General features: G+C 65.3%; 12 protein-coding genes and 1 pseudogene. 3 read left to right on the top strand and 10 right to left on the bottom strand.

Annotation, left to right across the window (positions count from 1 at the left end):
* Positions 1-95: 95 nt before the first annotated feature.
* A pseudogene (locus AADJ04_RS14165) lies at positions 96-1,960 on the top strand (methyl-accepting chemotaxis protein).
* 121 nt (positions 1,961-2,081) lie between these two features.
* Here AADJ04_RS14165 and AADJ04_RS14170 read toward each other — a convergent pair.
* The 4 genes from AADJ04_RS14170 to AADJ04_RS14185 form a co-directional block, all read right to left on the bottom strand.
* Entirely contained in the window at positions 2,082-3,197 is a 1,116-nt protein-coding gene (locus AADJ04_RS14170; protein ID WP_341240009.1) for a carotenoid 1,2-hydratase, read from the bottom strand.
* 50 nt (positions 3,198-3,247) lie between these two features.
* The gene (locus AADJ04_RS14175) at positions 3,248-4,303 is read right to left on the bottom strand and encodes a PLP-dependent cysteine synthase family protein (RefSeq protein ID WP_341240010.1); all 1,056 of its coding nucleotides are present in this window, start codon (positions 4,301-4,303) and stop codon (positions 3,248-3,250) included.
* Positions 4,304-4,817: 514 nt separating this feature from the next.
* Positions 4,818-5,177 carry a hypothetical protein gene (locus AADJ04_RS14180; protein ID WP_341240011.1) on the bottom strand — a complete coding sequence of 120 codons (360 nt, stop codon included), beginning with the start codon at positions 5,175-5,177 and terminating at the stop codon, positions 4,818-4,820.
* Positions 5,178-5,321: 144 nt separating this feature from the next.
* The gene (locus AADJ04_RS14185) at positions 5,322-7,970 is read right to left on the bottom strand and encodes an FtsX-like permease family protein (protein ID WP_341240012.1); all 2,649 of its coding nucleotides are present in this window, start codon (positions 7,968-7,970) and stop codon (positions 5,322-5,324) included.
* Between the two features lie 222 nt (positions 7,971-8,192).
* On the opposite strand from AADJ04_RS14185, the gene AADJ04_RS14190 reads away from it, so the two are divergent.
* Positions 8,193-8,624 carry an Hsp20/alpha crystallin family protein gene (locus AADJ04_RS14190; RefSeq protein WP_341240013.1) on the top strand — a complete coding sequence of 144 codons (432 nt, stop codon included), beginning with the start codon at positions 8,193-8,195 and terminating at the stop codon, positions 8,622-8,624.
* Between the two features lie 8 nt (positions 8,625-8,632).
* Here AADJ04_RS14190 and AADJ04_RS14195 read toward each other — a convergent pair whose 3' ends face one another.
* The 6 genes from AADJ04_RS14195 to gdhA form a co-directional block, all read right to left on the bottom strand.
* Positions 8,633-9,307, bottom strand: a complete 675-nt coding sequence (locus AADJ04_RS14195) for an ABC transporter ATP-binding protein (protein ID WP_341240014.1) — start codon at positions 9,305-9,307, stop codon at positions 8,633-8,635.
* A 10-nt stretch (positions 9,308-9,317) separates the two neighbouring features.
* The gene (gene miaA / locus AADJ04_RS14200) at positions 9,318-10,331 is read right to left on the bottom strand and encodes a tRNA (adenosine(37)-N6)-dimethylallyltransferase MiaA (protein ID WP_341240015.1); all 1,014 of its coding nucleotides are present in this window, start codon (positions 10,329-10,331) and stop codon (positions 9,318-9,320) included.
* Complete coding sequence (locus tag AADJ04_RS14205) at positions 10,321-11,565, bottom strand: multidrug effflux MFS transporter (RefSeq protein ID WP_341240016.1); 1,245 nt, start codon at positions 11,563-11,565, stop codon at positions 10,321-10,323. Before AADJ04_RS14205 ends, miaA begins: the two co-directional genes overlap by 11 nt.
* A gap of 68 nt (positions 11,566-11,633) precedes the next feature.
* On the bottom strand, positions 11,634-12,473 hold the full coding sequence (locus AADJ04_RS14210) for an alpha/beta fold hydrolase (protein WP_341240020.1): 840 nt from the start codon (positions 12,471-12,473) through the stop codon (positions 11,634-11,636).
* Between the two features lie 254 nt (positions 12,474-12,727).
* Positions 12,728-13,861, bottom strand: a complete 1,134-nt coding sequence (locus tag AADJ04_RS14215) for a PilT/PilU family type 4a pilus ATPase (protein ID WP_341240017.1) — start codon at positions 13,859-13,861, stop codon at positions 12,728-12,730.
* A gap of 163 nt (positions 13,862-14,024) precedes the next feature.
* The gene (gene gdhA / locus AADJ04_RS14220; protein ID WP_341240018.1) at positions 14,025-15,368 is read right to left on the bottom strand and encodes an NADP-specific glutamate dehydrogenase; all 1,344 of its coding nucleotides are present in this window, start codon (positions 15,366-15,368) and stop codon (positions 14,025-14,027) included.
* 275 nt (positions 15,369-15,643) lie between these two features.
* Between gdhA and AADJ04_RS14225 the strand changes: the two genes are divergently transcribed.
* Positions 15,644-16,813 carry a glycerophosphodiester phosphodiesterase gene (locus AADJ04_RS14225; protein ID WP_341240019.1) on the top strand — a complete coding sequence of 390 codons (1,170 nt, stop codon included), beginning with the start codon at positions 15,644-15,646 and terminating at the stop codon, positions 16,811-16,813.
* Positions 16,814-16,908 lie beyond the last annotated feature (95 nt).

A 16,908-nucleotide genomic window follows, 5' to 3' on the forward strand; every position in this document is an offset into this window, starting at 1 on the left:
ATCAATAACCGGGTGACCGACAACGGTCAACATGGGATTACCGCGCGCTTACGAACTTCATAATTTGCAAATGCTTACACACTTCAGTTGGTGATGTGTTTCAAACCCTGCGCGCCAGATTGATCGCCATTTGCGTAGCGATCACCGTTTTCTCTCTTTTGACGCTGGCCTTGGCCACCTTTTTCATGGTGCGCAAGGACACGCTGACGCAGCTGGATTACCGGGTGGGGCAGGTCACCCGATCACACGCCAACGAGTTGGCGGAATGGGTGCGTGAGAAGCAACGTATTACGGGCTCCCTGAAACTGGCGGTGGGCCAGTCAGAGCCTTTGCCATTTTTGCGGGCAGCCAAACAGGCCGGCGCGTTCGACGACACGTATTTTGTGTAAGCCGACAAGCGCAATATCTTTGACCACCCCATGCCCGAGGGCTACGACGGCACCGCCCGGCCTTGGTACAAGCAGGCAGCGCAGGCCGGTGCGCCGGTGCTGACGCCTGCCTATGTGGACGCGAGCCTGGCAAGCTCACCATCACCTTCGCTGAACCCGTAGGCCCCGCAGGTCAACCCACGGCTGAGGTGGGTACCGACATGCATCTGGACACGGTGACCAAAAAAGTGGCCGCCATTCGTCCCATCTCCAAGAGCTTTGCCTTCCTGATTGATGGGGAAGGCAAACTGCTGGCCAACCCCAAGGCGGATCTGGCCCTGAAGCCCGCCTCAGAAATTGCCAAAGGCATTGATGCTGGCATGCTCACGAAGCTGGCCTCTGACAGCACGCGTGCCGATGTGTTGATCGACGGCGCAGACCAGATGCTCTACGCAGCCAAGGTGGAAGGCACTCCATGGACCCTGGCCATTGCCATCGATCGCGCCGAAGCCACCCATGCCGTCACCGTGATGCTGCAGATCGCTGGCCTGATCACCGTGCTCAGCGTGTTGGTGGCTGTGGCCCTGTTGACAGTGGCCGTAAGCCGCCAGCTGCGTCGCCTGGGCCTGGTCAGCGATGCGCTGCGTGACATTGCATCGGGTGAGGGCGATCTCACACGCCGTCTGGAAACCCAGGGCAAGGACGAGCTGACCGCCATTGCCACGTCGTTAAACCAGTTTGTGGACAAGATCGCCAAGGTGCTGGTCAGCATCCGCGAATCTTCGGAGTCCGTGCGCCTTGCCTCGACCGAGATTGCCAGCGGCAACCAGGATTTGTCGGCACGTACTGAACAGCAAGCAGGCTCGCTGGAAGAAACCGCCGCCGCCATGGAAGAGCTGACCGCCACGGTACAGCAAAACGCAGCCAACGCCCGTCAGGCCAACGAGCTGGCCACTGGCGCTTCGCAAGTGGCTTCGCACGCCAGCACGGTGGTGGGCCAAGTGGTGGAGACCATGGGTGGCATCGATGCATCGGCCCGCAAGATCGTGGACATCATTGGTGTCATTGACGGCATTGCCTTCCAGACCAACATCCTGGCCCTGAACGCTGCGGTGGAGGCCGCCCGCGCCGGCGAGCAAGGTCGCGGCTTCGCCGTGGTGGCGTCTGAGGTGCGCACGCTGGCCCAGCGCAGCGCCACAGCCGCCAAGGAGATCAAGGAGCTGATCAGCGAATCGGCCTCGCAAGTGGAGGCAGGCAGCAAGCTGGTGCAAGAGGCTGGCGCCACCATGGACAAGGTGGTGGAAAGCGTGCGCAAGGTCACCACCATCGTGGCCGACATCAGCCTGGCCAGCCAGGAGCAAAGCACAGGCATTGCCGAGGTGGGCAGCGCCGTGACGCTGATGGACCAGGCCACCCAGCAAAACGCTGCGCTGGTGGAAGAAGCCACCGCTGCCGCGCAATCGCTGCAACACCAGGCGGTAGCGCTGGCAGAAGCCGTAGCCGGTTTCAAGCTCGACAACGGCACCGCTGGTTCATGGGGTAGCAGTGCTGCACCCCAGCGGGGGCAGGCTTTGGCTTTGAGCCAGGACTGAGTTCCTCACGTTTGGCGCGTGGTGGCGCGCCGTTCAAAGAGCCTGCGGCTACCAGCCCCAGGCTCTTTTTTTGGGGCTCAGCCCTGCCTGCCGCGCTGTGGTTGGCCCAAAGGCGTTTCGGCTACAGCCGCATAGCCTTGGTGTACCCCGTCATTTCCAGATAACCAAGGCCTGCCGCTTGGCCATTGGCGTGGGTCAGGTCCGACAACCCCTCCCAATACACTGCGCCGGTGGATGCACTGCTGTCCAGCTCTTGCGCGTCCAGCAATGCATTCACCGTGTAGGTGCCGACCGGTGTTTGCACCTCCCACTGCACTGGGTAGCGAGCGCCGCTTTGGGGGCTGGTCCACCAACGCAGGGGGCGCCACGATACGTCGGTGGCTGAGAACACCTGTGGCGTTATCTGGCCCGCGCCTCTGAACGATCCACCAGCCCACAGCGCCGATCCATCGGCGCGCCGCAGCCGAAAGGCTGTCAGCGCACTGCCGTCGTGCAGATTCATCCCGATCCAGTCCCACCCCACTGCATCGTCTGCCAGCAGGGCTTCGCTCCATTCATGGTCCATCCAGGCGCGTGCAGGTCGGGTGGGGTCAATGGGCAGGGTGCGGCCGCCCACCACCATGCTGCCGCTCACGGCCAGCTGGGGCTGGCTGTAGTAGTAGCTGGCCTGCTCGGCCAACGGCCCCTTGCGCGACAAGCCCTGCCGCCCTTGCAGCAACAACGGTTGGGTGGATTCAAACTGCAATTGCAAGCCAAATTGCTCACCCGTGATCCGTGCGGTATAGCGGCTCGCGGTGGCATCCGCGCCAGGGCCCGGCGCGTTCTGCCGCAGCAAGCTCCAGTCGCGCAGCCGCACTGCCGTGTCGGCTTCGCTGGCTTCTGCCACGCCAAACCCGGCGCGCGCCACGCGCTGGTCGTGCAGCAGCTTTTGCCCCTGCACATCGGTAATGGCCGCGTGGGCAAACAGCAGCTGCTTGGCGGCAAACGCTGACCGCATGGTTTGTGTGGCATCCATGCGCGAGCGGAAAAACGTCACCTGAAACCCCCAGGGCCGACCATCCGCAAACGCGTGCCCGGTGATGTACCACCACTCGGTGCGCAGGTCAGGGTGGCTGCCGTGGTCGCGCGGAAACTGCAAGGTCTTCGCTGGCAACGCCAAGCCATCACGCGCCGTGGTGGCACCGGCCACGGCCAATGCCCAGGCCAGCCACTGCCGCCGGGCAAAGCGTGGGGGCATGCCCGCCGCTGTGGGGGGCCGTGGCCAAGGGGGGCAAGCCAGTCATGGCGTCAGGCCAGCAGCGCGTTCAGGCGCTGCTCTGCGCTGGCGCAGTCGCCCATCGTCTGGTGCACCCAGTCGCAGTTGTAGTACGTGGGCAAATACCGCTCCCCCGCATCGCACAGCAGTGACAAGATGGAGCCGCTCTCGCCCCGCTCGCGCATCTCATGCGCCAGCGTGAGCATCGCCACAAAGTTGGTGCCGGTGGATGGCCCCACGCGCCGCCCCAGCAGTTGCGACAGCACCCGCATCGCTGCCACCGAATCCACATCCGCTACATCCACCATGCGGTCTACCAGCGTGCGGACAAAGCTGGGCTCCACCCGTGGGCGGCCAATGCCCTCAATGCGCGAGCCGGGGGCCGTCAGGCTGGCATCGCCCGTGCGGTGGTAGGCGCTGAACACCGAGCCCGTCGGGTCGGCCACGCACACCTGCGTGGCGTGCCGCTGGTAGCGCACATAACGGCCAATGGTGGCGCTGGTGCCGCCTGTGCCTGCACCCACCACAATCCAGCGCGGCACCGGGTGCCGCTCGCGCGCCATCTGGGTGAACATGCTCTCGGCAATGTTGTTGTTGCCCCGCCAGTCGGTGGCCCGCTCGGCATAGGTGAACTGGTCCATGTAATGCCCACCCGTCTCCGCCGCAATGGCGCGGGCCTCCTCATACACCTGGCCCGCACTGTCCACCAGGTGGCAGCGCCCACCGTGAAACTCGATCTGCGCAATCTTCTCAGGCGAGGTGCTGCGCGGCATCACCGCCACAAAAGGCAAGCCCAGCAGCCGCGCAAAGTAGGCCTCGCTCACTGCTGTGGAGCCGCTCGATGCCTCCACCACCGTCGATCCCTCATGCAGCCAGCCATTGCACAGTGCATACAAAAACAGCGACCGCGCCAGCCGGTGCTTCAGGCTGCCCGTGGGGTGCGTGGACTCGTCCTTGAGGTACAGGTCAATGCCGTGCGCGGCAAAGGCGGGAAGGCGCAGTGGGATCAGATGCGTATCGGCGCTACGCTGGTAGTCGGCTTCGATGCGGGCGATGGCTTCGTGGAGCCAGGGGGAGGGGAAGGTCATGGGAGTGATTCTCGGACAGACGGCCAAAAAGCAGTCTGTAGACATTTACTTATCTGAAAGATTCAGATGGCGTTCGGTCATGCAGTCGTAGCGAACGTGCGACTGTAGCTCCGCGGGCTTTGGCCAACTTGCTTCGGTAGTGTTGATTGGTGGCCTCAAGGTTCGAGTTTCTTTAGAACCTCATCCGTTTCACGCCAAACCGCCAGGCCCAGCCCCGCGCCTGTGCTGCCAGCTAGGTTGAGACAGCGGATGCCGACGCTTCAGATCTGGCTCGCATCATAGTGCCTTCGCGTGCTATGGAAAGAATAGCTGCATCCGCTAATATATCAAGCGCTACAGGCATAATCGTCAGAAATTTCGGGCCATACCATGTTGGGGCGCAGACTCGGCAGAGTCACAGCCTTTTCGCTGTCACCTGCCGATGGGTCATGAGCGCGCGCCGGATGAGGCGACGATGTAGCGAAGTAGGCACCTCCTGGAAAGAGGCTTGCCCCCAGCGTGCAAGCCGCAGCGCCTACTCAGCGCGTTCAATCCACCAAGTCACATCGCCGGGCGGAGCCACGCCCAGCACCTTCCCGTCTTGTTTGACGAAGTTGGTGCAGCGCTCATCCAAGCGTTGTTTGTTCCAGCGCACGCAATACCCGGCGTCGCCGTTTCTGCGCCAGGTGCCGATGTCGTTGTAGCCCTTGCGGGCAACTGCTGAGTTGTCGGGCTTCAGATGGATTTCCACGATCAAGCCGCTTTTGCCATTGGTGGCTTTGAAGGGCTGGGCGATCAGTTGGTCGAATTCGTCTTTCGACAAAGCAGGGTTGTTCGCAAACGCGTTGGCCGACAGCAAAAGGGCAGCGGTCAGCAGGGCAGGTCGAAGATTCATCGGTGGCTCCCTCAGTGGTTGGAGGGCCTCAGGGTAGTGAGTACCTGCAGGGCGGTCAAGGTGTGGGGCGGCGCATGGGTGTTGCGATTCGTTCAGCGCATCTCGGTGTGTCTGCGCAAACGGCGAGCCATGGGAAGGGCTGTCTCACCAATCCTCTTTCACCGCCATCACCGCATCCCTCCCCGCCGCCGCCCGCCCAGCCAGCCACGCAGTCACCGTCCCCGACACCACCACCGCCGCACACAGCGCCCACAAGCGCGCCGCAGGAACATTCATCTCCATCGTCCAGTGAAAGCTCTGCGGGTTGACCACGTGCACCAGCACGACCGACACAGCCAGGCCCAGCAGTACGCCAGCGATGGCACCAATGCCTGTCCATGCCGCGCCTTCGCCTGCCACCACGGCCAGGATCTGGCGGCGGGTGAGTCCCAGGTGGGCGAGCAGGCCGAATTCTTTGCGGCGGGCCAGGACCTGGGCGCTGAAGCTGGCGGCCACGCCGAAGAGGCCGATGCCGACGGCCACGGCCTGCAGCCAGTAGGTGACAGCGAAGCTGCGGTCAAAGATTTGCAGCGAGCGTTCGCGGATGGATTGGGCGGAGACAAATTCGACCAAGGGAGGGCTGCCATCCACGCTGTTGTTGGCGGCACCTGAGTCGCTGGAGCCCACTGGTGCTGCCGCGCTGGCCTGCAGCGCCGCGCTGCGGATGTGGCTTTGCAGTGCGGCCAAGTCCACCCCCTCGGCAGGCCACAGGGCCAGGTCGCTGATGCGGGTGTCGCCCGTCAGGCGCTGGTAGGCGGCGTTGTCCAGCGTGATGGCCCCGGTCTGGCGCACATAGTCACGCCACACGCCTGCTATGAAAAATGTAGCTTCCTGCGCTTGATGATCGGGCGCTACAGGCATAAAAGCCTTGGAAAGCTCGGGCCACGCCTGGCCAGGGCCCACGCCATACAGGTCCACCACCGCCTCGCTCACATACACGCCGATCTGCCCCGCAGGCACGGGCAGGGTGGGGCCGGTGAGGGGCAGCACCTGGGCGGGGTCGGTGCCCAGCGGGCGGCTGAGCACGGTGAGGGCGGGGCGGGCAGCGCTCAGCTGCAGGGGGCTTGTGCGCAGGGGCGATACCTTGTCCACGCCCGGCAGGCGGGCCACCGCTTCGGCAAAGCCGGGGGGCAGCAGGGCGGCGTCGCCGCCAGCGGCTTGCAGGGCTGAGCGCACGTACACCGGCGAGGGCAGCACCGCGTCCAGCCACTGGATGACCGAGCCGCGAAAGCTGGCCACCATCACCGTCAGCGCCACGGCCAGGCTCAGGCTGGCCACCACGCCGCCCACGGCAATGGCGGCGCTGCCGCGCATGCGGCGGGCGCGCTCCAGCGCCAGCAGGGTGAGCGGGTGGCGCGCTGCCAGCGGCTGCAGGCGCTGCAGCAGCCAGGCCACGCCCCAGGGCAGCAGCGCAATGCCGCCCACCAGCAGCAGGCCAATTGCCACATAGGCCGCCAGTGGAATGCCAAAAATGGGTGGAAGCGCCGCCAATACAGCGCTGCCAGCTATCAAAACCATACCAACCCAGCCCCGCCCGGCGCGCCCGCTGGCACTGCCCATGCCCTTCAGGGTTTGCGCAGGCGGCAGGGCCTGCGCGGCGCGGGCGGGCCACCAGCCGCCAGCCACCGCAGCGGCCACGCCCAGGCTGCCGTACAGCAGGGCGGCGGGCAGGCTCCATTGCAGGCGGGGCTGCACCCCGGCAAAGTAGCCACCGCCCAGGTCGCCGCCCAGCAGTTGCAGCGCCGCGCTGGCCAGGGCTGTGCCCAGCGCCAGCCCGGCCAGGCTGCCCGCCACGCCCAGCAGGGCCGATTCGGCCAGCACCAGCGCCAGCCGCTGGCGCGGCGTGGCGCCCAGCACGGCCAGCAGCGCAAACTGCGGCCCGCGCTGCGCCACGCTGAGTGCAAGCACCGAGAACACCAAAAACGCCCCGGTGAACAGCGCCACCAGCGCCAGCACCGTCAGGTTCACACGGTACGCGCGCGAGAGGTTGCTCACCCGCTGCGCCGCATCGCCCGGCTCGGCCAGCGTGGCTTGCGCGGGCCAGCCGGGCAGGGCTCGCAGCGCTTGCTTGAAGGCGCTGCGGTCGGTGCCGGGCTGCAGTTGCAGGTCGATGCGGGTGAGCTGGCCCACGCGGCCCAGCAGGTCTTGCGCGGCCCCAATGTCCATCACCGCCAGCGGTGCGCCGGGGGCGCTCACGGTGCCTGCCACCTGCACGGTCAGGGTTTGCAGGCCGGTCTGCAGTTGCAGTGTGGGGCGGGGCTGGCTGCCTTCGGGCGGCACGCCCAGCGCCTGCAGCGCAGCGGGGTTGAGGTAGACGGTGGCGGGGGCAAAGAGTGCATCGCGCGCCGCGCCCTCCCAAGGCTTTGGCATCAGGGCCGGGGCCATGGCGGGCAGCAGCAGGGCATCGGCCCCCAGCAGGCGCAGGGCGGTGGGGGCAGTGCCGGGCGCTTGCTCTGCAGGGCGGGCCATGGCCGTGGCCTCCAGCACCGGGTTGGCGCGGGCCACGTCGGGGTGGGTGGCGACCTGGGCGAACAGCGATTCGGCCAGCGTGCCCTGCATGGGGCGCACTTCCAGATCGGGCTGGCCGTTGACGGCGCGCACGGCCTGCGAGAACTCGTCCAGCGCCGATGCGTTGATGACGTGCACGGCAAACGCCAGCGCCACGCCCAGCATGACGGCGGCCACGGCGGCGGCGCTGCGCCAGGGGTGGTGGCGCAGGTCTTGCCACGAGAAGGTGCGAAGCAGTGCGAGCATGGGGGCATTGTGCAGGCCGGCCTGCGCGGGGCGGTGGCAGGGGCTTTTTGAGGCACATCAACCCGCGCATGTTGGCCCGGCAGGGGCTCTTGAAATGGCAGAACGCGGGCCGTAAATTGGAAAGGAAGGTGGTGGAGGCTCCTGCCTCTGGCTGCCTGCAGGTCTGGTGCCAGCCGTGCGCCAGAGATGTTGAATTCCACACAACTTTCAAGGAGCATCACCATGAGTTCTCTGATCCCCCGTGGCGGCAGCTTGCTGGACGAATTCTTCAAGGACGTAGCCCCCGGCTTTTATGTGCGCCCCCTGCATGGCGACAACCTGCCTTCTCCGGCCCAGATCAAGGTGGATGTGAAAGAGTCTGACGGCGGCTACACGGTGCACGCTGAGGTGCCAGGGGTGGCCAAGGAAGACATTCATGTCTCGCTGGAAGGCAATGTGGTGAGCCTGCGCGCCGAGGTGCGCCAGCACGACCAGCAAAAAGACGGCGAAAAGGTGCTGCGCTCAGAGCGCTACTTTGGCCAGGTGGCCCGCAGCTTTGCGCTGCCCGCCGATGTGGACGCCAGCCAGGCCAAGGCCAAGTACGACAACGGCGTGCTGACGCTGACCTTGCCCAAGAAGCAGGCCAGCAACGCGCAGCGCCTGCACATCGAGTAAGCGGGGCTTCAGCCCACCATGCCGCTGGCCGTCAGGCGCAGCACGCGGTCGGCCCGCGCTGCGGCGGCGTCAGAGTGGGTGACCAGCACCAGCGAGGCGCCTTGCTCGCGCGTCTGGGCCAGCAGCAAGTCCATGACCAGCGCGGCGGTGGTGGGGTCGAGGTTGCCCGTGGGCTCGTCGGCCAGCAGCAGGCCGGGGCGGTGCACCAGGGCGCGGGCAATGGCCACGCGCTGCAGTTGCCCGCCACTGAGCTGTTGCGGCAGCCGGCTGCCCAGCGCACCCAGGCCCACGGCATCGAGCATGGCTTGCACGCGGGCAGGGTCTGTCTGGCCCAGCAGCATCAGCGGCAGGGCCACGTTTTGCGCTACGTCCAGGTGCGGCAGTACGTGAAAGGCCTGGAACACAAACCCCACATGGGCGCGGCGCCACAGGGCGCGGGCGGTGTCGTCCAAATCGGCCAGCCGGGTGGCGGTGCCATCGGCCGCTGTGTAGGTGATGTCGCCTTCGTCCCAATGGTCCAGCCCCGCCAGGCAGTTGAGCAGGGTGGATTTGCCCACCCCCGAGTCGCCCACGATGGCCACGAACTCGCCGGGCTGCACGGCGAAGTGGACCTGGGCGAACACGGGCGTGCCACCGTAGTGTTTGCCCAGGTTCTGGACGGTGAGCGTGCTGTGGCTGGACATCGTCGGTCAGTCAGGCGGTGGCACCTGCGCTGCGTTCTGCCTTGTCCAGCCGCAGCAGCACGGCCTGCACCAGTTCGGCTACAGCGGTGGGGTGGTCGCAGGCAATGGCGTGGCGCTCGGGCATGCTGCGCAGCCACGTCACCTGGCGTTTGGCCAACTGGCGCGTGGCGACGATGCCGCGCTCGCGGAAGTGGGCGATGTTCAGCGGCGCATCGGGCCCCTTGCGGGCCTGGTAGTCCAGCTCTTCCCATGCCTGGCGGTAACCCACGCAGCGCATCGATGGCAGGTCGGCATGCAGGTCGCCGCGCGCACGCAGGGCGCGTACCTCGTCCATGAAGCCTGCCGCCAGCATGGCGTCAAACCTCTGGGCAATGCGTTCGTGCAGCCAGGCACGGTTGTTTGGTTCTAAGGAAAAAAGGACTGTAGCGCTTGCTGCGCTTGCGCTGGATGCTCCTTTTTTTGTAGTGTGAAAACTCGACAGCGGCTGGCCTGACACATGCCACACCTCCAGTGCGCGCTGAATGCGCTGGCTGTCGCCCGGTGCCAGGCGGGCGGCGGTGGTGGGGTCTACCTTGGCCAGCTCGGCGTGCATGCCGGGCCAGCCAATGGCCTGGGCCTGGGCTTCGAGCTGGGCGCGCACTTCGGGGTTGGCGGCGGGCATGTCGTCAATGCCGTCCAGCAGCGCCTTGAAGTACAGCATGGTGCCGCCCACCAGCAGGGGCAGGGCACCACGGGCGCGGATCTCGGCAATGAGGCGCGTGGCGTCTTGCACAAACTCTGCGGCGCTGTAGGCCTGCAGCGGGTCGCGGATGTCGATGAGGTGGTGGGGCACGGCGGCTCGCTCTGCCGCCGTGGGCTTGGCGGTGCCAATGTCCATGCCGCGGTACACCAGGGCCGAATCGACGCTGATGATCTCGACCGGCATGCGCCGCCCCAGCACGGCGGCCAGGGCCAGCGCCCCGGCGGTTTTGCCCGAGGCGGTGGGGCCTGCCAGCGCAATGTTGGGCAGGTGTTCAGGCAGCATGTCGCGGTTCTCCAAATTTTTGTACCAAGGTCCAGGACGTGGCGCCCAGCACCACCGACCACAAGAGCACGCCCTGCACCAGGGGCCACACGGTGCCATTGAGGTGCGAGCCCACCCAGCCACCGGTGGCAAAGGCGGCAATCATCATCACAAAACCATTCATGGCCGATGCCACGCCAGCCGCTTGCGGAAACGGTGCCACCGAGCCTGTTTGCCCGCAGGGCTGGTGAATGCCGTGCGCCACCATGAACAGGTAAAACGGTGCCAGCAGGGCCACCGGGTTTTGTGAGCCAGCCAGCGCCACCAGGGCCAGGCCCGTGCCACCAGTCATGCTCAGGGCCCCGGCAATGGCCACCGAGCGGCGCAGCCCCAGCCGCGCCAGCAGGTAGCGGCACACAAAGGTGCCGCAGAAGTACGCCACGCTGGTGGACAGCATCACCCAGCCGTACTGCGTGCGGGTGAGCTGCAGCACTTCGATGAACACGAACGACGAGGCTGCGAGGAAGGTGAACAGACCGCCATAGGTGGCCGTGGTGAGCAGTGTGAAGGCCCAGAAGCTGGGGTGGCCCAGCACCAGGCGCCAGGTGCGCAGCAGTGTGCCGGGTTGCAGGGCCTGGGGGTTCTTGTGGGCAATGGTTTCGGGCATGCGCAGGGCCACCAGGGCCAGCGTGCCGGTGGCGTACACCGTCAGGGCCAGCAGGGCGGCGCGCCAGCCCAGCCACTGTGCCAGCAGGCCACCCACGGGGGCGCACAGGCAGGCCACGATGCCCAGCCCGGTAAGCGCCTTGGACATGGCACGCGCACCGGCCAGCGGGGTGTACAGGTCGCGCACGATGGCGCGTGCGCACATCACCACCGCGCCCATGGCTGCGCCTTGCAGCACACGCCACACGACCAGCAGGGCCATGCTGGGTGCCAGGGCGCTGCCCACCGATGCCGCCGCGTAAATGCCCAGGCCCGCCAGCAGCACAGGGCGGCGGCCAAAGCGGTCTGACAGCGGGCCCCACACCAGTTGCGAGCAGCCAAAGGCCAGCAGCAGGGCGCTGAGCGTGAGCTGCCCCGCGGCCACACTGGCGCCCAGGTCGCGCGTCAAGGCGGGTAGCGCGGGCAGGTACAAATCGGTGGTGACGGGCTGAATGCTCAGCAGCAGCGCCAGCACCACGATGGCCAGGCTGGCGGAGGGATGGGAAGGCGTTGGAAGCGCGGCGCCAGCAGTGGCGGAAGGTGCAGACATAACCGGCTGAGCGTACCAGATGGTGCCGGGCCGCAGGCCCGTGCGGCCTTGTGATTCGCGGTGTGAATTCAGCGCGTGGGCAGGCGGAACAGCGAGGCCATCGCCTGCCGGTATTGGCCCTGGCCGATGGCGTTTGTGTTGTGGTGCGAGCCGCCTTCCACCAGCACGAATTGCTTGGGTTCCTGGGCGGCCTCGTACAGCTTGCGGCCCAGCGCGGGCTGGATCAGGCGGTCTTCGCTGCCGTGCACCACCAAGAGGGGCGAGCCAATCTCGCCCACCTTGCGCACCGACTCAAAGCGCTGCGTGATCAGCGGCGACACGGGCAGCCAACCCCAGCGGAAGGTGCTCACCACGTCGGGAATGCTGGTGAACGTGCCTTCCACCATCGTGCCCTGTTCGTCCTGCACCTGGCGCGCCAGTTCGATGGCAATGGCGCCGCCCAGCGAGTGGCCGAAGATGTAGCGGGGGCGGTCGGGGTACTGGGCGGCCAGCCATTGCCAAGCGGCGCGCGCATCCTCGGCGGAAGACGCTTCAGACGGCAGCCCGGCGCTGCTTTTACCAAAGCCCCGGTAGTCAATTGCCAGCACCGAAAAGCCCAGCTCGTGCATGCGCCGAATGCGGCCGGACGAGCCCGCCACGTTCCAGCGCGCGCCATGCAGGTACAGCAGCACGGGCGCATCAGCCTGCGGCTGCGGCAGCCACAGGCCATGCAGTTGCTCGGGCCTGCCGTCGGCCTGCGTCGGCAATTCAATCCACACATCCTGCATGCCTTCGGTGGACTGCGCGCCGCCCCAGCTGCGGTCGCTGGGCTGAAAAATCCATTCGCGCTGTTTGGCGTCGAGCGTGGCGCAGCCCACGCTCACGGCCGCTACCAGGGCCAGCGAGAGAACAAGAGGGGTTCTTTTCATCCTCGGGGTGACTCGCGCATCACCACAAAGTTCGCCATCCGTGAACTGCACGGTGAAGGGGCGAGGCGTGGCGTTGACCGCATGCCCACCCGCAGCCTGGTAGCGCCGGGTGGGTTTCTCGTCAGAGGCCAGCACGACGGGCGGCATGAGCTGAATGCTCTTGATGGCCGAGAAAGGCCGCGTGATGGCGGCAGCCCCTGCGGCGTCCCGAAAAAACGGCGGAAACGGCCAGTGCTGCATCAGCGCGCCTGCCGTCAAGCCAACCGTGCAGCCGACTGGATGGGCGAGGACGTGTCGATGGACAGATCGCCAGCATCCTGCGTCGAGACACCCGCCGCCAGGCGTATGCGCAATGCCAAGTCGGTGCGCGAGTCGGCGTTGTGCAGCGCTTCGTCCAGCGAAATACGGTCTTCGGTGTAGAGCTGGTACAGCGCCTGGTCAAAGGTGCACATGCCAATCTCGGTGCTGCGTGCCATGGCCTCCTTGATGTCCGAGAACTCGCCTTTGGCGATCAGGTCAGAGATGTAGGAAGAGTTGAGCATCACTTCCACGGCAGGCACCAGCTTTTCGTGCAGGCCGGGAATCAGCCGCTGCGACACCACGCCCGCCAGGTTCAGGCTCAGGTCCACCAGCAGCTGCCGGTGCGCTTCTTCGGGGAAGAAGTTGATCACCCGTTCCATCGCCTGGTTGGCATTGTTGGCGTGCAGTGTGGACAGGCACAGGTGCCCCGTTTCGGCGTAGGCAATTGCCTGCTTCATGGTGTTGCGGTCGCGGATCTCGCCGATCATGATCACGTCGGGCGCCTCGCGCAGGGCGTTCTTCAGGGCTTCTTCGTACGAATGGGTGTCAATGCCCACCTCGCGCTGGTCTACCACCGAGAGCTTGTGGGCATGCAGAAACTCCAGCGGGTCTTCAATGGTGAGGATGTGGCCCGTGGCGTTTTCGTTGCGGTAGTTGAGCATGGACGCCAGCGTGGTCGATTTGCCCGAACCCGTGGCGCCCGTCACCAGCACCAGGCCGCGCTTGCGCATCACCAGCTTTTCCAGCACAGGCGGCAGGCCCAGGGCAGCCAGCGGCGGAATCTTGTTCTTGATGTAGCGAATCACCATGCCGGTCTCGCCGCGCTGCACGAACACGTTCACCCGGAAGCGCCCCAGGTTTTCGGCCGAGATCGAGAGGTTCATCTCCATCTTGGCTTCGAACTCGCTGATCTGGCGCTCGTTCATCACCGAATAGGCTAGTTGCTTGACCTGCCCCGGGCGCAGCGCGGGCATTTTCAGCGGGTGGGTGATGCCCTCGATCTTCAAGTTGACGGGGGCTCCCACACTGAAGAACAGATCAGAGCCTGCCTTCTCGACCATGAGATTGAGGAAGCTGAAAATTTCCACGCGCGCGTCTCCTTGAGGAAAGGGGTTACCTTTGCTGACATGTCGTCCAGCGGGTGAGCATACCGGTATCGATATATCCAACGCTACGCCCATGAAAAAAGGGGCCGAAGCCCCTTGGTGTTGACCAGCAGGCGCCACTCGGCGCCTTGTGCGGTACTTGGCGTCAGACCACGCCTTGAGCCAGCATGGCGTCGGCCACCTTCACGAAGCCCGCCACGTTGGCGCCGTCGATGTAGCTCACGCTGCCATCGGCGCGCTTGCCATACTTCAGGCAGGCGGCGTGGATGCCTTGCATGATCTGCAGCAGGCGCGCGTCCACTTCTTCGCGGGTCCAGCTCATGCGCATGGCGTTCTGGCTCATTTCCAGGCCGGAAGTGGCCACGCCACCGGCGTTGGATGCCTTGCCGGGGGCGTACAGCACGCCAGCGGCTTCGAATGCCTTGGCCGCTTCGATGGTCGAAGGCATGTTCGCGCCTTCGGCCACGCACAGCACGCCGTTCTTGATGAGCAGCTGGGCGTCGTTCTCGTCCAGCTCGTTCTGCGTGGCGCAGGGCAGGGCAATGTCCACGGGCACATGCCAGGGGCGCACACCCGCTTCAAACTTCACACCGGTGCGGGCAGCGTAGTCACTCACGCGGCCGTAGTGGTGGTTCTTCACATCCATCAGGATGGCCAGCTTCTCTGGCGTGAAGCCGTCTTCATCAATGATGGTGCCGCTGGAGTCCGACACGGTGACGACCTTGGCGCCCAGTTCCATGGCCTTTTCGACAGCGTATTGGGCCACATTGCCCGAGCCGGACACCGACACGCGCATGCCCTTGAAGGACTTGCCGCGGGTCTTGAGCATTTCGTCGGCAAAGTACACCGTGCCGTAGCCCGTGGCTTCAGGGCGGATCAGCGAGCCGCCGAAGCTCAGGCCCTTGCCGGTGAACACGCTGGAAGCGTTGTTGGCCAGCTTCTTGTACATGCCGGCCATGTAGCCCACTTCGCGGCCACCCACGCCGATGTCGCCTGCTGGCACATCGGTGTCGGGGCCGACGTGGCGGTACAGCTCGGTCACGAAAGCCTGGCAAAAGCGCATGACTTCTGCGGGGCTCTTGCCCTTGGGGTCGAAGTCGGAGCCGCCCTTGCCGCCGCCCATGGGCAGCGTGGTGAGCGCGTTCTTGAAGGTTTGTTCAAAAGCCAGGAACTTCAGCACCGACAGGTTCACTGAGGGGTGGAAGCGCAGGCCGCCCTTGTAGGGGCCGATGGCCATGCTGTGCTGGATGCGATAGCCGCGGTTGACCTGCACGGTGCCGTGGTCGTCCGTCCAGGACACGCGGAACATCACCACGCGCTCGGGTTCGACCAGACGCTCCAGCAGGCCTTGCTCTGCGTAGCGGGGATTCTTCTCGATGAAAGGCCACAGGCTTTCCATCACTTCCGTGACAGCTTGCAGGAATTCAGGTTGACCGGGATTGCGAAGAGCCACCTGCGAAAGGAAGCTGCCAACGGAGTCGTATTTCATGGTTGAAGAGGCTTGTGGAGGTCAAAAAAAAGCAGCCGTTGCTTGCTGCAATGCGACATTATGTCAAAGCGTCATAAGGTCATGCTGAAAATCTGCACAAGCTTGGTGAATGGGTGGCTTCTTTGCATTGAATTGGTGCTCGAATGCACCGCCGTGGGGTGTGAATGGCGGCGGCCAAGGTAGGGTGCTTACCCCTATGCACCGTCATGGTGTTGTCACAGAATGCCCCCACAGTCGGCCGGTTCACTACACGCATACCAAGAGGAGAAGCGCTCATGCACACATTCAGCATTCGTCCTGCGGCCCTGGCGCTGACGGCAGCCCTTGCGTTGGCAGCCTGCGGCGGCAGCGACAGCCCCAGCTACCCCACACTCAGCGGCGACACCCCCTTGGTGATTGGCCACCGCGGCGCCAGCGGCTACCGGCCTGACCACACGCTGGAAAGCTACAAGCTCGCCATCGACATGGGCGCCGACTTCATCGAGCCCGACCTCGTTGCCACCAAGGACGGCGTGCTGGTGGCCCGCCACGAGCCCAACATCACCGGTACCACCGATGTGGCCACCCGCCCCGAATTCGCCAGCCGCAAGACCACCAAGAACGTGGACGGCGTGAACGAAGAAGGCTGGTTCGTCTCTGACTTCACCCTGGCCGAACTCAAGACCCTGCGCGCCGTGCAGCCCCTCTCGGACCGCGACCAGTCGTACAACGGCAAGTTCCAGATCCCAACGTTTGAAGAAGTGCTGGACCTGGCCAAGGCCGAAGGCACCAAGGCCGGCCGCACCGTGGGCGTGTACCCCGAAACCAAGCACCCCACCTACCACGCCAAGCTGGGCCTGCCGCTGGAAGATCGCCTGCTGGCCGTGCTGTCCAAGTACGGTTACACCACCAAGGCGTCGCCGGTGATCGTGCAGTCGTTCGAGGTGTCCAACCTCAAGTACCTGCGCACCAAGACCCAGGTTCGCCTGGTGCAGCTGGTGGATGCCAACGACGTGAACGCCGATGGCAGCATGGACCTCACGGCCCCCTACGACAAGCCCTATGACTTTGCCGTTGCCGGCGACTCGCGCACCTTCGCCAGCCTGCTGACCCCAGCAGGCCTGAAGGAAGTTAAGACCTATGCCGACGGCATTGGCCCCTGGAAGCCGTACCTGATCCCTTCCAAGCAGGTGGATGCCAACAAGGACGGCAAGCCCGACGACCTGAACGGCGACGGCAAGATCGACGAGCGCGACCGCGTGATGATGCCTGCTACTTCCGTGGTGAAGGACGCCCACGCCGCTGGCCTGTTTGTGCACGCCTACACCTTCCGCAATGAAGCCAAGCGCCTGGCGTCGGACTTCAAGGGCGACCCCAAGGCCGAGTACAAGCTGTTCTTCAACCTGGGGGTGGACGGCGTGTTCAGCGACTTCACCGACACTGCCAAGGCTGCGCGCGACAACTGATCGCGCCAGCGCTGCCAATAAACAAAAGCCCGCGATTGCGCAATGCCAGTCAGTTAAGCCCGCAGGCGGCTTGATCCAGTAAAAAGGGGACGTGT

The sequence above is a fragment of the uncultured Acidovorax sp. genome (assembly GCF_964021665.1).
Taxonomy (GTDB): Bacteria; Pseudomonadota; Gammaproteobacteria; order Burkholderiales; family Burkholderiaceae_C; genus Acidovorax; species Acidovorax temperans.

What these genes read in the sequence shown, in the direction of transcription:
- AADJ04_RS14170 (WP_341240009.1), bottom strand. Translation starts at nt 3,197, where the DNA reads ATGCCCCCACGCTTTGCCCGGCGGCAGTGGCTGGCCTGGGCATTGGCC.
- AADJ04_RS14175 (WP_341240010.1), bottom strand. Translation starts at nt 4,303, where the DNA reads ATGACCTTCCCCTCCCCCTGGCTCCACGAAGCCATCGCCCGCATCGAA.
- AADJ04_RS14180 (WP_341240011.1), bottom strand. Translation starts at nt 5,177, where the DNA reads ATGAATCTTCGACCTGCCCTGCTGACCGCTGCCCTTTTGCTGTCGGCC.
- AADJ04_RS14185 (WP_341240012.1), bottom strand. Translation starts at nt 7,970, where the DNA reads ATGCTCGCACTGCTTCGCACCTTCTCGTGGCAAGACCTGCGCCACCAC.
- AADJ04_RS14190 (WP_341240013.1), top strand. Translation starts at nt 8,193, where the DNA reads ATGAGTTCTCTGATCCCCCGTGGCGGCAGCTTGCTGGACGAATTCTTC.
- AADJ04_RS14195 (WP_341240014.1), bottom strand. Translation starts at nt 9,307, where the DNA reads ATGTCCAGCCACAGCACGCTCACCGTCCAGAACCTGGGCAAACACTAC.
- miaA (WP_341240015.1), bottom strand. Translation starts at nt 10,331, where the DNA reads ATGCTGCCTGAACACCTGCCCAACATTGCGCTGGCAGGCCCCACCGCC.
- AADJ04_RS14205 (WP_341240016.1), bottom strand. Translation starts at nt 11,565, where the DNA reads ATGTCTGCACCTTCCGCCACTGCTGGCGCCGCGCTTCCAACGCCTTCC.
- AADJ04_RS14210 (WP_341240020.1), bottom strand. Translation starts at nt 12,473, where the DNA reads ATGAAAAGAACCCCTCTTGTTCTCTCGCTGGCCCTGGTAGCGGCCGTG.
- gdhA (WP_341240018.1), bottom strand. Translation starts at nt 15,368, where the DNA reads ATGAAATACGACTCCGTTGGCAGCTTCCTTTCGCAGGTGGCTCTTCGC.
- AADJ04_RS14225 (WP_341240019.1), top strand. Translation starts at nt 15,644, where the DNA reads ATGCACACATTCAGCATTCGTCCTGCGGCCCTGGCGCTGACGGCAGCC.